This window comes from Sphingomonas endophytica (assembly GCF_014199415.1).
Lineage (GTDB): Bacteria > Pseudomonadota > Alphaproteobacteria > Sphingomonadales > Sphingomonadaceae > Sphingomonas > Sphingomonas endophytica.
The window spans coordinates 1-14,795 of the sequence record NZ_JACIJN010000010.1; the positions used below are offsets into that span (position 1 = coordinate 1).

Consider the following 14,795-nt stretch of genomic DNA (forward strand, 5'->3'; position numbering starts at 1 on the left):
GTCGACATGGGCCAATATGCGCACGGCAACCAGCCGATCCAGCACATGATCTATCTGTACGACTGGGCCGGCGCGCCGTGGAAGGCGCAATTCCACGCGCGCGAGGTGATGCGGAAGCTCTACTCGTCGGCGCCCGACGGCTATCCGGGCGACGAGGACAATGGCCAGACCTCGGCGTGGTACGTCTTCTCGGCGCTGGGCTTCTATCCGGTCACCCCGACGGTCGGGCAATATGCGATCGGCAGCCCGCTGTTCCGCCGCACCAGCGTCACCATGCCCGGCGGCAAGGTGCTGACGATCGAGGCCGAGAACAACAGCCGCGACAATGTCTACATCCAGTCGGCGACGCTCAACGGCACGGCGTACGACCGGCCATGGCTGTCGCGCGAGGCGCTGCAGGCCGGCGGCACGCTGCGCTTCGTGATGGGCCCCACTCCCAACAAGCAATGGGGCACCGCCACGGCGGACCGGCCCTTCTCGATGAGCAAGGCGCGTTGAGCAGAGCCGGAATAAGCTGACAAATCGACTTCGTCACCGGCCGCCGATGTTCGTTGAAGCAAGCCGTCGCCTGCGCGATCGGATCAGCGGCACGCGAGCACCACCCAGCGGCCGGTGCGGCGCGCGACCCTGACCCGCCAGACGCGTCCCGTACCGGCGAGAAAGGCGCGCTGGAGGTCTGCGGCATGTTGAGCGAAGTCGTGAAAATCGATCCGGTGATGCGCCAGCACCAGCGTCCCGCCGGGGCGCAGAATGCGCGCCACGTCGCGAGCGGTGCGCTCCATCGCTGGCGGCGAAAGGTAATAAAGCAGCTCGGCGATCACGATCGTGTCGTAACGCACACGCGGGAAGCGCGCCGGTACCGCCAAACGGATCGCGCGGGCGCGCGGGGTGCGCGCCTGAACGGCCTTCGCGACCAGCCGGGTTCCGGATGCGGTCGCCTCGGTCGCATCCAGTCGCAGCGCCCGTGCGGCAAGCGCGCGGCTGTTCGAGCCGTTGCCCGCGGCCAGTTCGAGGACGCGGCCGTGCGGGCCGGGACCGAGCGCGTGCAAAATCGCCTCGCGCTTGATCGCCTCGTCATGGTCGGAGAAGGTGCGCCATGGATCGGGGTCGTCGGCGAAGGTGCGCTCGAATCCGCCGAGCGTGATCGGTTTCATCGCCCGGCCGCCGGTGCGAAGACTTCCTGCGGGCGGCTGAACGCGGCGATCTGCTGTGCGGTCATCGCGAAGCCGGTCGGGTCGTCGGTGATCCGGCCGGCCTGCGTGCGATAGCTGCGGATCGCATGGCGCTTGGCGAGCCGTTCCTGCGCGGTCAGCGCCAGCGCGCGCGCGCCACGCAGCCGCTGACCCGCCGGCCATACCGGATAGCGCCACCATCTCACCCCCGGCAGATGCCGCGCCGCCGCGGCGACGATGCGGTGGTCGGGATGCGCATCGGCAGGCGAGGGCGTGAGCGCGAGCAACGGCTTCGGCAAGGCGCGCGCCGCGCGGACGGTGTGACGACGCACGTCGGCGGCGTGCTCTGCGAGCCGTCCGTCGGGAAGGCGGAGGAACGTGACCGCTGCCGCGGTCACCCCCAGTCGCCGCAGCACCTGCCTCGTCTCGCGCCGGCGTTCGCGAATGAGACGCGGAGCCGGCCACGCGGCGCTGCCGGGATGCGACGCCGCGCCGTCGCTGACCACGAGAATGGCGACGCGCACGCCGCGCCGTGCCAGCCGCGCGATCAGACCGTGCGCGGCGATCGTTTCGTCATCGGGATGCGGCGCGACCACCAGCACCGCGCGCGGGCGACCGGGCGCGAACCTCACAGCATCGGCCGCAGCAAGCCCGCCGCGACCGCCGCGCCGACCTGCATCCGCTGCGCGTCGGGGCCGGGCTGGCGGAGATACATCGACAGGTCGGTCATCGTCGTGGCGAGCGGATGATCGAGGAACAGCGAGGAGACGCCCACCGCCTCCTGCGCGAGCACCAGCGCCTCGCCACCGGCGGCATAGACCGCGGCGCGCGCGGCGGCGACGCGTGCAAGCCGCGCCCGCTCATCCTCGAACCAGCGCTCGGCAGCGCGGCGCACCGCCGCGGCTGCTGCCTCCGCCAGCGCGAACAGGTGCGCGAGACGCCCCGCCTGGTGTGGGTCCGCTGCCCGGTCCGCCGCCACCAGATGGTCGCGCACCGCATCGACCAGCCGCGCGATCCCGCCGGCCTGCACCGCCGCGAAGCGCAGCGCGCCGCCGCTGAACCATGGCTCGCGCACGTAGTCGCCGGGCGCGCCGATCACGGCGTCGGCCCCGATTGCCGCGTCGTGCCAGCGCACGACATGCGTCTCCGACCGCTGCATCCCGACCACGCGCCAGACGCTGCGGTCGATCGCCGGCGCCGCGCTCGCGAGATCGAGCAGCACCAATTGTCGTCCGCCGGCCCGGTCGACGGTGACCAGCGCGTGCGACAGAAGGCCGGCGCCCGAAGCGAAGCTCTTGCCGCCGTTCAGTCGATCGCCGTCGAGGCGCAGCGGCTCTCCCGGCAGATCGGCGTTCCAGACGCCGAGGGTCGCGCCGTTCGGGATTGCCGTTGCCAGCGCATGCTGCTGCGCGGCATTGCCGTAGCGGGTGACGATCTGCACCGCGTCGACATGACCCTCGAACAGCCGGCCGAGCGGCAGGTCCTCGCGGCCGACATCGTACAGCAACCGCAACAGCGTCAGCAGCGACGCGGCATCGCCCGGATCGCCCGCCGCTGCCTGTTCCTTCGCGAGCGCCACGAAGCGGGAGTGGAGATCGGTCATGCCGCCCGCGCCGGTGTCGTGTCGGCGGCGAGCGCCGCGAGTGCGGACTCCGCCACCGTGAGCGGGACCTGCCGCATCCCGCCCGGTGCCTCGGGAACGACGCGCATCGCGAACGCCTCGGCGTTGGGACAGTCGCGCGCCACCCCGCGCAGATGATCCACGCCCAGCCCCACCGTGGCGGCCAACCCGGTAAGATCGCCGGTCGTGAAGACGCGTCGCGCAAGCGCCTGATGGCGATATTGCCAGAGCTGATCGACCGGGTGGGTGACCCGCACGCCTGCGAGCCCGGTACGGTCGAGCGCGTGGAGCGCCGCCGCCAGCCCGCCAATTGCGCGTCCTTGCCGCCGTGCCGAGGTGTGGACGACGCTGGCGGCATCGCGGCGGACGCGAAACCCGGCACGCGCGGCATCGTCGAGCAAGCGCGCATCCTCGCCATTGGGCAGCGGCGCGAAGCCGCCCATTGCGCTGTAGGTCGCGACGCGCATCGCCATATTCGCGCCGCTGGCGTGATGATGCGTCGCGGACGCCTCCCAGGCGACGGGATCGACGCGACGACGCAGCGCGTGGAGACCGGCGTAGTAAACTTCGATGCGATCCTGCGCGTGATCGCGCTGCGCGCCGCCGCGGCGCACGTCGCCGGCGACGAGATCGGCTGCACCGAGCGCGGTCATGGTGGCGTCCAGCCAGTCGACGCGCGGCCAGCTGTCGGCATCGGTGCTGAGCAGAATGCCGTTCGGATCCCCCAACGCCGCGATACCGAGCATCATGGCGGCATGACGCGCGATCCCCGCGTTGGCGACCGCGCCGCTGCGGGCGGCGACATGGATCGGGAAACGAGCGCGTGCGGCGAAGGTCGCGGCGATCGCGGCACTGTCGTCCGTACAGCTATCGAGCAGCACGCAAATCGTCACTGCCGCGCGCGATGGGAGCGCGAGCCGCTCCAGCGCGTCGAACAGCCGTGGAAGCCGCGTCGCCTCGTTACGCGCCGGGACACAGATTGCGAAGGCGGGTGCGGCGTCGGCCGATACCCCCGGGTTGCTCAAGCGCGCAGCTCACCTTCGTCGCCGCCGTCCCAGTAGCGAATGAGATCGGCACGAACCTTGATCATCACGACTCCCGGCGTGTCGATGCCTTCGGGGAAATAGCGGTCGAGGTCCTTGGTCCAGTGCGCCTCGAATTGCGCCTTGTCGTCAATCAGTTCGGCGTGCCCTTCGACCGCCACGAACAGCGGCGGACTGCCCAGCATCCCCGCCGCGCCGGTGTAGCCCAGGCACACCTGCGGCCCGGCGTGAATGTCGGCGACCTTGCGGGAATCGCCATAGGCGAAGAAATAGCTGTCACCGGAATATTCGACGTCGCCATTGTTGCTCATCGGCCGCGCGGTGAGCACGCCGTCAGCGGAGCGCGTGGTCAGCATCGCAAAGTCGAGCTTGGCCATTTTCTTCGACAAATCATGCATCGTCAGCTCGGCCATACGGCAATCCTCTGTCCTGAAGGGCGCACGCCGGTAGGTCGGCGCTTGATTTCGTGTCCGTGGCGTAACGAGCGCGGCGCTATGTTGTTCACCGCGATGTTGTTGATCCCGATCAGCATTTAGCCAACGGCGGGGAGGCAGGACCTGTTCTTTCTCAAGCGCCGATCCGGACGCGAGGAAAGGCAGCGCAGGTTGTCGCGCGGTTCAGCCTGATATAGCGGCATATTATCGCAGAAAAGGCGAAGTGATAACCTCGGCCGATTGCGGACCTTCATGAATATGGCAGGTACGATCCTGCAAGTGGGTCGGGTGGGATAACAGAAATGAAAATATGGGTTGGCGCGGCGGCAATGCTTGCCGTCGCAGGGATGGCGGCTGCCAGCAACCTGGCGGCTGACGAACATGGTTCTGGTGACGAACGCGTCGTGGTTGTTGCCGCTCCCGAGGCTCTCAACCTTTCACCGCAAGTGTTATCGTCCGGTTCATCTACGGTTCAGGGCGCTGTTGCGGCGGCCACCGTCGCGCCCGCCGGCCGCGCGGCATCGAGTTATCAGCGATCGGTCTATGTCGGGAACAATCCGCTCGACTATACCGCCTATGAACTTTGGACGGGCCGACGCGGGGATGGGGTGCAATTGCACAGCGGTCGTGCCAATTGGATGGACTGGACATCGTCGCTGCAGTGGCTGATCGGTCTGTGGTCGGGCGTCGATCGTACGATCTTCTGGACGGTTCCGCTGATTCCGTATGGCAGCTCGCTGGAAGCGGCGAGCCGCGGCGACTATGATCGCTATTACGTACAGGCCGCGCGCAGTCTGGCGGCGGGTTTTCCAAACGCGCAGAAGATCTACGTCCGCACCGGATGGGAGTTCAATGGCGACTGGCAACCATGGGCAGCACGCGGCAAGGAAGCCGCGTATCGCGGTGCCTATCGACAGTTCGTCAAGAGCTTTCGTTCGGTGTCGGGGCGGTTCGTGTTCGAATGGACGCCCAATATCGGCGATCTCGGCATGAATCCGGAGCTTGCCTATCCCGGCGACGATGTCGTCAATATTATTGGGATGGACTTCTACTACAATCACCAATGGGACAATGTCGATGGTGCCAAGGCATTCGCCTGGAAGCGGGACGAGCGCTATGGCCTGGCGTGGCATCAGGCTTTTGCGAAGCGGCACAACAAACCAACGGCTTATGCCGAATGGGGCGTGAGCAGGAACAGCGATGCGGCCTATGTCCAGTTGGTGGCACAATGGTTCAAGGACCATAACATCGTTTACGCCTCTTACTGGAACTCGAACGCGGCGTACCGCGGCAAGCTGAGCGACAACCAATATCCTTTGGTTGGCGACGCTTATCGTCGGCACGTGCTCAAGTAGCGCGGCGGGAACGGGCGCCGCGACCGTCGGTCCGGGCAGCGGTGCCGACACGTCGGTCTTTGCGCGGGTTTACCGGGCCAGAAGCATGCCAACGCCCTGAGCGCGCCTGCCATCTGACTGAAAAGGCGGGAAGTATACGCGCACTATACGCCTTTTCCGGGAATCGATCTCGAATTGCTACGCGCCATGCGCCTAATCGCGCTTCCCTGAAGGGGCCGCCGTGGGGCGGTCACCACTGCCCGGGGGGCGTGAATGAGAAGCTATCTTGCTGTGGTCGCTGCGGTTTCGGCGCTGGTGCCGGCCGCGGCGCAGGCGCAGGCGGCGGCGGATGACCGCACCGCACCGCCGGCCGCCGTGTCGGTCAGCGGTGCGGCGACGGTTGCGTCGGATTACCGGTTCCGGGGCGTTTCGCAGACCGATCGGAACATGGCGGTGCAGGGCGGGATCACGATCGCGCACCAAAGCGGCGTCTATGTGGGCACCTGGGCGTCGAACCTGGCCGGCTGGGGCACGTTCGGCGGCGCGAATATGGAGCTCGATCTGATCGCGGGGTACAAAGCGAAGCTCTCCGACACTGGAACGGTCGACGTCGGTCTCACCTGGTACATGTATCCGGGCGGGGCGGCGAAGACCGACTTTGCCGAGCCCTATGTCAAGCTGAGCGGGACGACCGGCCCGGCGACGCTGACCGCCGGCGCGGCCTATGCGCCCAGACAGCAGGCGATCGGCAAATGGTATGCGACCGGGGCGGACGCCGCGGCGGCGACCTACACCGGTCCGGGCGCGAATGACGACAACCTCTATCTGTGGGGTGACGGCGCGGTCGCGGTCGCGGGGACGCCCGTCACGGCCAAGGCGCATGTCGGACATAGCTGGGGACAGGACGGGCTGGGGCCGAACGCCACCGCCGTCGCGCCGACCGGCGCCTATTGGGACTGGTCGCTGGGCGCCGACGTCACCTTCGACAAGCTGACCCTTAACGTCAGCTATGTCGACACCGACATCACGCGTCGCGCGTCGCGCTACCTCCAGCCGAGCTTCAGCAAAGGACAGGACGGGACCGGATCGATCGCCGGGGGCACCGTCGTCGCCTCGCTGACCGCCGCCTTCTGAAACGGGAGCCGACACCATGCAGGATTTGCTGTGGATCGCGATCATGATCGGGCTGGTGGCGGCGACGCTCGCCTTCGTCCGGCTGTGCGACAACGCCTGAGGAACCACGCGATGACCCTCGACCTCTGGCTCGCCGCGCTGACCGCGGCCGGGCTGCTCATCTATCTGGTGGCGGTGCTGATCCGCCCCGAACGCTTCTAGAAGGAGGCGATCCCATGACCTTTCAGGGCTGGTTCCTGATCCTCGCCTTCATCGGCATCCTGCTGGCGCTCGCCAAGCCGGTCGGCCTGTGGCTGTTCGCGCTGTACGAAGGGCGGCGCACGCCGCTCCACCGCGTGCTCGGCCCGGTCGAGCGCGGCTTCTACAGACTGTCGGGCATCGACCCCGCCGAAGAGCAGGGCTGGCGGCGCTATGCGGTGCACATGCTGCTATTCAACGCGGCGCTGATGCTGTTCACCTATGCGGTGCTGCGATTGCAGGCGGTGCTGCCGGGCAATCCGCAGGCGCTGGCCGCACCCAGCGAGCATCTGTCGTTCAACACCGCGATCAGCTTCACCGCCAACACCAATTGGCAGAGCTATGGCGGCGAGAGCACGATGTCGAACCTCAGCCAGATGCTGGGGCTGACGATCCACAATTTCCTGTCGGCGGCGACCGGGATCGCGCTGGCGTTCGCGCTGTTCCGCGGTTTCGCGCGGCGCGAGGCCAAAGCGGTCGGCAATTTCTGGGCGGACGTGACGCGGATCACGCTCTACCTGCTGCTGCCGCTCTGCGTCGCGTTGACGGTCCTCTATATCGCGAGCGGCGTGCCGCAGGCGCTGGCGGGCGTCGTCGACGTGCAGACGCTGGAGGGTGCGCGCCAGTCGATCCTGCTCGGCCCGGTCGCGAGCCAGGAAGCGATCAAGATGCTCGGCACCAATGGTGGCGGGTTCTTCAACGCCAATTCGGCGCACCCGTTCGAGAACCCGACCGCGCTGACCAACCTCGTCCAGATGCTGTCGATCTTCGTGATCGGCGTCGGGCTGACGTGGACGTTCGGCAAGGCGGTCGGCAACACGCGGCAGGGCTGGGCGATCCTCGCGGCGATGATGATCCTGTTCCTCGCCGGCACCACGGTCACCTATTGGGCGGAAGCGGCGGGCAATCCGGTGCTGCATCAGCTCGGCGTCGCGGGCGGCAACATGGAGGGCAAGGAGGTGCGGTTCGGCATCGCCGCCTCCGCGTTGTTCTCGGTCGTCACCACCGCCGCGTCGTGCGGGGCGGTCAATGCGATGCACGACAGCTTCACCGCGCTGGGCGGGATGATCCCGCTGTTCAACATGCAATTGGGCGAAGTGGTGATCGGCGGGGTCGGCGCGGGCATCTACGGCTTCCTGCTGTTCGCAATCCTCGCGGTGTTCGTCGCCGGGCTGATGGTCGGGCGGACGCCCGAATATGTCGGCAAGAAGATCGAGGCGCGCGAGGTGAAGCTGGCGGTGCTGGCGATCGCGGTGCTGCCATTGATGATCCTCGGCCTGACCGCCTTGTCGTCGGTGCTGGAACAGGGGCTGGCCGGGCCGCTCAACAAGGGGCCGCACGGGTTCAGCGAGATCCTGTACGCCTTCACCAGCGCGGTCGCGAACAACGGCTCCGCCTTTGCCGGGCTGACCGCCAATACGCCTTATTACGACGCGCTGCTGGGCGTCGCGATGTGGGTCGGGCGATTCTTCATCATCGTGCCGATGCTGGCGATCGCGGGCAGCCTTGCCGCCAAGAAATACACGCCGGAAAGCGCGGGGTCGTTCCCGACCACCGGCGGGCTGTGGGTGGGGCTGCTGGTCGGCATCATCCTGATCCTCGGCGGTCTCACCTTCCTGCCGAGCCTCGCGCTCGGTCCCATCGCCGATCATCTCGCGATGATCCGCGGCCAGCTCTTCTGATCGGGCGCATCATGGCCAAGCAGACCAAAAGCCTTTTCACCGCCGACCTCGTCCTGCCGGCGATCTCGGCCTCGTTCCTCAAACTCAACCCCGCGCAATTGGTGCGCAATCCGGTGATGTTCGTCACCGCCGCGGTCGCGGCGCTGATGACATTGCTGCTGGTGATCGGCCACGACGGGCTCGGCACCGGGTTCAAGGTGCAGCTCGTCATCTGGCTGTGGCTGACGGTGCTGTTCGGCACCTTCGCCGAGGCGCTGGCCGAAGGGCGCGGCAAGGCGCAGGCGGCGTCGTTGCGCGCCGCCAAGGCCGAGCTGACCGCCAAGCGGCTGAAGCGCGACGGGCGCGAATATGACGAAATGGCCGCGAGCCAGTTGAAGATCGGCGACGTGGTGCTGGTCGAAACGAACGACCTGATCCCGTCCGATGGCGAGGTGATTGCAGGCGTCGCCTCGGTCAACGAGGCCGCGATCACCGGCGAGAGCGCGCCGGTGATCCGCGAGGCGGGCGGCGACCGCTCGGCGGTGACCGCCGGGACACGCGTCATTTCCGACGAGATCCGCGTCAAGGTGACCGTCGAGCCGGGCAAGGGCTTCCTCGACCGGATGATCGCCTTGGTCGAGGGCGCCGAGCGACAGAAGACGCCGAACGAGATCGCGCTGACATTGCTGCTGGTCGGGCTGACGATCATCTTCCTGATCGCGGTGGCGACGATCCCGGGCTTTGCGCGCTATGCCGGGGGCAGCATCCCGGTGGCGATCCTCGCCGCGCTGCTCATCACCTTGATCCCGACGACGATCGCGGCGCTGCTGTCGGCGATCGGGATTGCGGGGATGGACCGGCTGGTGCGGTTCAACGTGCTCGCCAAGTCGGGGCGCGCGGTCGAGGCGGCGGGGGACATCGACGTGCTGCTGCTCGACAAGACGGGCACGATCACGATCGGCGACCGGCAGGCGTCGGAGTTCCGCGCGGTCGGCGGCGCGAGCACGGCCGAGCTGGCCGAGGCGGCGTTGCTCGCCAGCCTTGCCGACGAGACACCCGAGGGACGCTCGATCGTGGTGCTGGCGCGCGAGGCGTTTCATGTCACGACTGCGCAATTGCCCGACGATGCCGAGGTGATCCCGTTCACCGCGCAGACGCGCATCTCGGGCGTGAAGACCGGCGGCGCGCTGATCCAGAAGGGCGCGGTCGATTCGATCCTGCGCGCCAGCGACGGTAGCGGCGCAACCGCGGCGGCGACCGAGCTGCGCCGGATCACCGACGAGATCGCGCGCGCGGGCGGTACGCCGCTGGCGGTGGCGCGCGACGGGCGGTTGCTGGGCGCGATCTTCCTGAAGGACGTGGTGAAGGCCGGTATCCGCGAACGCTTCGGCGAGCTGCGCACGATGGGGATCCGCACGGTGATGATCACCGGCGACAATCCGCTGACCGCCGCGGCGATCGCCGCCGAGGCCGGGGTTGACGACTTCCTCGCGCAGGCGACGCCCGAGGACAAATTGGCGCTGATCCGCAAGGAGCAACAGGGCGGCAAGCTGGTCGCGATGTGCGGCGACGGCACCAACGACGCGCCCGCGCTGGCGCAGGCCGATGTCGGCGTGGCGATGAACACCGGCACGCAGGCGGCGCGCGAGGCGGGCAATATGGTCGACCTCGACAGCGATCCGACGAAGCTGATCGAGGTGGTCGGGCTCGGCAAGCAACTGCTGATGACGCGCGGGGCGCTGACGACCTTTTCGGTCGCCAACGACGTCGCGAAATATTTCGCGATCATCCCGGCGATGTTCGTCGCGCTGTATCCGGGGCTCGGGGTGCTGAACGTGATGGGGCTGGCGTCGCCGCAATCGGCGATCCTGAGCGCGATCATCTTCAACGCGATCATCATCCCGTTGCTGGTGCCGCTGGCGCTCAAGGGCGTGGCGTACCGGCCGATGGCGGCCGGGCCGCTGCTGGCGCGCAACCTCGCGGTCTATGGTCTGGGCGGGCTGCTCGCGCCGTTCGTAGGGATCAAGATCATCGATGTGGTCGTCGGCGGGCTCGGGCTGGCGTGATTGTGCAAGCCCCTCCCCCTTGGGGGAGGGGTTGGGGGTGGGGGATGTCTCACAGAGATTGGCGCCTGTGACTCCCCCACCCCAACCCCTCCCCTGAAGGGAAGGGGCTTTAGGTAAGGAGCCTTCAATGAACACCGACATCAAAACTGCCGTGCGGCCGGCGATCGTCATGACGATCCTGTTCGCGATCCTGCTCGGTCTGGTCTATCCTGTTGCGATGACGGGCATTGGCCAGATGATCTTCCCCGCGCAGGCGAATGGCAGCCTCGTCCGCGATGCGTCGGGGCGCGTGATCGGCTCGACCGTCGTCGGGCAGGCGTTCGTCGCCGGGCGCTATTTCCAGACGCGGCCCTCGGCGGCGGGCAAGGGCTATGACGGGCTGGCCTCGTCGGGGTCGAACCTCGGGCCGACCAGCAAGGCGCTGGCCGAGCGCGTGACGCAGGACGTCGCGACGCGGCGTGGCGAGGGGGTAACGGGTGACCTGCCCGCCGATCTCGTGACCGCGAGCGGGTCGGGGCTCGATCCCGATCTGTCGCCCGCCGCCGCGCTGGCGCAGGCGCCGCGGGTCGCGCGGGTGCGCGGATTGCCGGTCGCGCGGGTCCGCGCACTTGTCGCGGCGCAGACCGAGACGTCGTTGCTAGGCGACGCGCACGTCAACGTGCTGGCGCTCAACCGCGCGCTGGACGCCGCCGCGCGCTGATGCCGCCGAACGGCGACGCCCGGCCCGATCCCGACGCCCTGCTGCGCGCCGCCGCGCAGGAGGGCCGCGGGCGGCTGAAGATCTTCCTCGGCGCGGCGCCGGGCGTCGGCAAGACCTATGAGATGCTGTCCGAGGGCAAGGCGCGGCGGCGCGACGGGGTCGATGTGGTGGTCGGCGTCGTCGAGACGCACGGCCGCGCCGAGACCGAGGCGCTGACGCGCGGGCAGGAGATCGTCGCGCGGCGCGCGGTCAACCACGACGGGCATGTGCTGCACGAGATGGATCTCGACGCGGTGCTGGCGCGCGCGCCGCGGCTGGTGCTGGTCGACGAGCTGGCGCACACCAATGCGCCGGGCAGCCGGCATCCGAAACGCTATCAGGATGTCGAGGAACTGCTCGCCGCCGGGATCGACGTGTACTCGACGATCAACATCCAGCATGTCGAGAGCCTCAACGACGTCGTCGCCAGCTTCACGCGGGTGCGGGTGCGCGAGACGGTGCCGGACAGCATCCTTGAGGCGGCCGAGATCGAGGTCGTCGACATCCCGCCCGACGAGCTGATCGAGCGGCTGAAGGCGGGCAAGGTCTATCTGCCGGCGGAAGCGACGCGCGCGCTGGGGCATTTCTTCTCGCGCTCGAACCTGTCGGCGCTGCGCGAGCTGGCGCTGCGGCGCGCGGCGCAGGCGGTCGATGCGCGGATGCTCGACGACGTGCGCGCGCTCGGGCTCGGCGGGACATGGGCGGGGAGCGAGCGGATCGTGGTCGCGATCAGCGAGCTGCCGGGCAGCGACGTGCTGGTGCGCGCGGGCAAGCGGATCGCCGACGGGTTGCGGGGGCCGTGGACCGCCTTGTTCGTCGAGACGCCGCGCGCCGCGCACTTCACCGACGCGCAGCACGCGCGGGTCGCGGCGGCGATGACGCTGGCCACGCAGCTCGGCGCGGCGGTCGCGACCGTGCCCGCGACCAATGTGGTGGAGGGGATACAGGGGTTCCTCGCCGACGCGCGCGCGACGCAATTGGTGCTCGGCAAGTCGCCGCGCTCGCGGTGGTTCGAGCTGCGGCACGGATCGGTGGTCGACCGACTGGTGCGCGACACGCCCGATGTGACCGTGCACGTCCTGCCGGTGGCGGCGGGGCGGAGCGAGCGTGGCACGCGGCGGCCGGCGCCATGGGGCGCGCCGTCGGGCTATGCGGTGACGGGGGCGATGGTCGCGGGGGTGACGGGGGCGGGGAGCGCGCTGGTCCATGTCATCGATCTCGGCAACGTCGCCTTGCTCTATCTGCTGCCGGTGATGGCGGCGGCGAGCCTCTATGGACTGCGGACCGGGCTGTTCGCGGGGCTCGCCTCGACGCTGGCCTATAATTTCTTCTTTCTGCCGCCGGTGGGGACGCTGAGCATCAACAATCCCGAGAATGTCATCTCGGTGGTGGTGCTGCTCGGGATCGCGTTCGCGACCAGCCAGTTGACCGCGCGGGTGCGGGCGCAGGCCGATCTCGCCGCCGCCAGCGCGCGCACCAACGCGACGCTCGCCGGGTTCCTGCGGCAGATCGCGGCGGTCAACGACACCGATCAGGCGGCGCGGATGATCTGCGACGACGTGCGGCGGCTGCTCGACGTGCAGGTCGTGCTGCTCGGCGCGGCGGCCGGCGGTGCGCTGGAGGTGCTGGCGGCAAGCGATCCCGGCTACCGGCTCGACGCGATGGACCATGCCGCCGTGCATTGGGCGTTCGATACCGGCAGCGCGGCCGGCAAGGGATCGGGGACGCTCGCCGCCTCCGAATGGCTGTTCCAGCCACTGAAGGCGGGCGCGCGGACGCTGGGGGTGCTGGGAGTGGCGAACGAGGCGGGCACCAATCCGGTGCGCGCCGACCAGCTTCCGCTGCTCAGCAGCCTGCTCGACCAGTCGGCGCTGGTGCTGGAGCGGCTGCGTCTCCAGGCGGAGATGCGCGACCTGGAAATGGTGCGGACGCGCGACCGGTTGCGCGCGGCGCTGCTGTCGTCGGTCAGCCACGACCTGCGCACACCGCTGACCGCGGTGATCGCCGCCGCCGACCAGCTCGACCATGGCGCGACCCCGGAACTGATCGGCACGATCAAGGGCGAGTCGGCGCGGCTCAACCGCTTCGTCGCCAACCTGCTCGACATGGCGCGGGTCGAGGCGGGCGCGATCCGGCTCAACGTCGAGGCGATCGACCTGAGCGACGCGGTGACCGGCGCGGCGCATGATGCGCGGCGCGCGCTGGAAGGGCATCAGGTGCGGCTCGACGTGCCGCCCGACCTGCCGCTGGTGCGCGCCGACCCGCAATTGCTCCACCATTGCCTGCTCAACCTGCTCGACAATGCCGGGCGCTATGGCGATCCGGGCAGCGAGATCGTGATCGAGGGGCGGCACCGGTTCGGCGAGCTGCGGCTGGCGGTGCTCGATCACGGCCCGGGCCTGCCGCCGGGGCGCGAGGCGGAGGTATTCGAGACGTTCACGCGGCTGGAAGGATCGGACCGCGCAATCGGCGGGACCGGGCTGGGGCTGGCGATCGTCAAGGCGTTCGCGGAGGCGATGGGGATGATGGTCGAGGCGCGTAACCGGAGCGACGCCGGCGGCGCCGCGTTCGCGCTGGTCTTTCCCGCCGCGTCGATCGTGCGCGATGCCGAGATGGAGGGTCGGTCCTGATGCCCGCGAAGATCCTTGTCGTCGATGACGAACCCGCGATCCGGCGGCTGCTGCGCAACACGCTGACGCGCGCCGGTTACGAGGTGGTCGAGGCGGGGAACGCCAAAGACGCGTTGCAGCAGGCGGCGGCGGAGCATCCGGCGGCGATCCTGCTCGACCTCGGCCTGCCCGATCGTGACGGGCTGGGCCTGATTCCGCTGCTCCATGCCGGCGCGGAGGTGGTGATCCTCGTCGTCTCGGCGCGCGACGCGGTCGACGAGAAGGTCGCCGCGCTGGACCTCGGCGCGGACGATTTCGTCGGCAAGCCGTTCGACACGGAGGAATTGCTTGCGCGGCTGCGCGTGGCGTTGCGGCATCGCGGGCCGCCCGCCGAGGCGCAGAAAGTGGTGACGCGCGGCGATCTCGACATCGATCTCGACCGCAGGATCGTGCGGCGCGGCGGTGAGGAGGTGCATCTGACGCGCAAGGAGCATGACGTGCTGGCGATGCTGGTCCGGCAGGTCGGGCGGATCGTCACACACGACCGGCTGCTCGATGCCTGCTGGGGCGGCGGCGAGGATGCGCGGATCGAATATCTGCGGATCGTGATCCGCAACCTGCGCCAGAAGCTGGAGGCGCCCGCGCCGGTCGGCAGCGTGATCGCCAACGAACTTGGGGTCGGCTATCGGTTGCGTGGCGACGGGTGACATGTGGAACGAGCGGGCGGTCGCCCGGTTGTGCAGGG

At 68.8% G+C, this 14,795-nt stretch carries 14 protein-coding genes; 9 read left to right on the forward strand and 5 right to left on the reverse strand.

The window, feature by feature from the left end; all coding sequences use genetic code 11:
• Positions 1-498, forward strand: a 498-nt coding sequence (locus FHS97_RS14065; RefSeq protein WP_184039190.1) for a glycoside hydrolase domain-containing protein, incomplete at its 5' end; no start/stop codon positions are given.
• Between the two features lie 83 nt (positions 499-581).
• Here FHS97_RS14065 and FHS97_RS14070 read toward each other — a convergent pair.
• From FHS97_RS14070 to FHS97_RS14090, 5 genes are read right to left on the reverse strand one after another with little or no spacing between them, the layout of a single operon-like run.
• A complete protein-coding gene (locus tag FHS97_RS14070; RefSeq protein ID WP_184039193.1) occupies positions 582-1,154 on the reverse strand; it encodes a class I SAM-dependent methyltransferase in 573 nt (190 codons plus the stop codon).
• Positions 1,151-1,804 carry a PIG-L family deacetylase gene (locus FHS97_RS14075; RefSeq protein WP_184039196.1) on the reverse strand — a complete coding sequence of 218 codons (654 nt, stop codon included), beginning with the start codon at positions 1,802-1,804 and terminating at the stop codon, positions 1,151-1,153. Before FHS97_RS14075 ends, FHS97_RS14070 begins: the two co-directional genes overlap by 4 nt.
• Complete coding sequence (locus FHS97_RS14080) at positions 1,801-2,775, reverse strand: acyl-CoA dehydrogenase family protein (RefSeq protein WP_184039199.1); 975 nt, start codon at positions 2,773-2,775, stop codon at positions 1,801-1,803. The genes FHS97_RS14075 and FHS97_RS14080 overlap by 4 nt, the downstream gene beginning before the upstream one ends.
• Positions 2,772-3,818: a glycosyltransferase family 2 protein gene (locus FHS97_RS14085; RefSeq protein ID WP_221233324.1), complete on the reverse strand. Its 1,047-nt coding sequence runs from the start codon at positions 3,816-3,818 to the stop codon at positions 2,772-2,774. Before FHS97_RS14085 ends, FHS97_RS14080 begins: the two co-directional genes overlap by 4 nt.
• Positions 3,815-4,249 (reverse strand): pyridoxamine 5'-phosphate oxidase family protein, encoded by a 435-nt coding sequence (locus FHS97_RS14090; protein ID WP_184039201.1) that lies wholly within the window; start codon positions 4,247-4,249, stop codon positions 3,815-3,817. The genes FHS97_RS14085 and FHS97_RS14090 overlap by 4 nt, the downstream gene beginning before the upstream one ends.
• 323 nt (positions 4,250-4,572) lie before the next feature.
• Between FHS97_RS14090 and FHS97_RS14095 the strand changes: the two genes are divergently transcribed.
• The 8 genes from FHS97_RS14095 to FHS97_RS14130 all read left to right on the forward strand — a co-directional run bounded on the left by FHS97_RS14095 (position 4,573) and on the right by FHS97_RS14130 (position 14,757).
• Positions 4,573-5,625 (forward strand): glycosyl hydrolase, encoded by a 1,053-nt coding sequence (locus FHS97_RS14095; RefSeq protein WP_184039203.1) that lies wholly within the window; start codon positions 4,573-4,575, stop codon positions 5,623-5,625.
• A 252-nt stretch (positions 5,626-5,877) separates the two neighbouring features.
• A complete protein-coding gene (locus FHS97_RS14100) occupies positions 5,878-6,738 on the forward strand; it encodes a TorF family putative porin (RefSeq protein ID WP_184039205.1) in 861 nt (286 codons plus the stop codon).
• A 111-nt stretch (positions 6,739-6,849) separates the two neighbouring features.
• A complete protein-coding gene (kdpF, locus tag FHS97_RS14105; protein ID WP_037488267.1) occupies positions 6,850-6,939 on the forward strand; it encodes a K(+)-transporting ATPase subunit F in 90 nt (29 codons plus the stop codon).
• A 14-nt stretch (positions 6,940-6,953) separates the two neighbouring features.
• A complete protein-coding gene (gene kdpA, locus FHS97_RS14110; protein WP_184039207.1) occupies positions 6,954-8,657 on the forward strand; it encodes a potassium-transporting ATPase subunit KdpA in 1,704 nt (567 codons plus the stop codon).
• Positions 8,658-8,668: 11 nt separating this feature from the next.
• Positions 8,669-10,702, forward strand: coding sequence for a potassium-transporting ATPase subunit KdpB (gene kdpB / locus FHS97_RS14115; protein WP_184039209.1), 2,034 nt, complete (start codon positions 8,669-8,671; stop codon positions 10,700-10,702).
• A 127-nt stretch (positions 10,703-10,829) separates the two neighbouring features.
• Entirely contained in the window at positions 10,830-11,402 is a 573-nt protein-coding gene (gene kdpC / locus FHS97_RS14120; protein WP_184039211.1) for a potassium-transporting ATPase subunit KdpC, read from the forward strand.
• Positions 11,402-14,071: a sensor histidine kinase gene (locus tag FHS97_RS14125; protein WP_184039213.1), complete on the forward strand. Its 2,670-nt coding sequence runs from the start codon at positions 11,402-11,404 to the stop codon at positions 14,069-14,071. Before kdpC ends, FHS97_RS14125 begins: the two co-directional genes overlap by 1 nt.
• Positions 14,071-14,757, forward strand: coding sequence for a response regulator transcription factor (locus FHS97_RS14130; protein ID WP_184039216.1), 687 nt, complete (start codon positions 14,071-14,073; stop codon positions 14,755-14,757). The genes FHS97_RS14125 and FHS97_RS14130 overlap by 1 nt, the downstream gene beginning before the upstream one ends.
• The last annotated feature ends 38 nt before the right edge of the window (positions 14,758-14,795 follow it).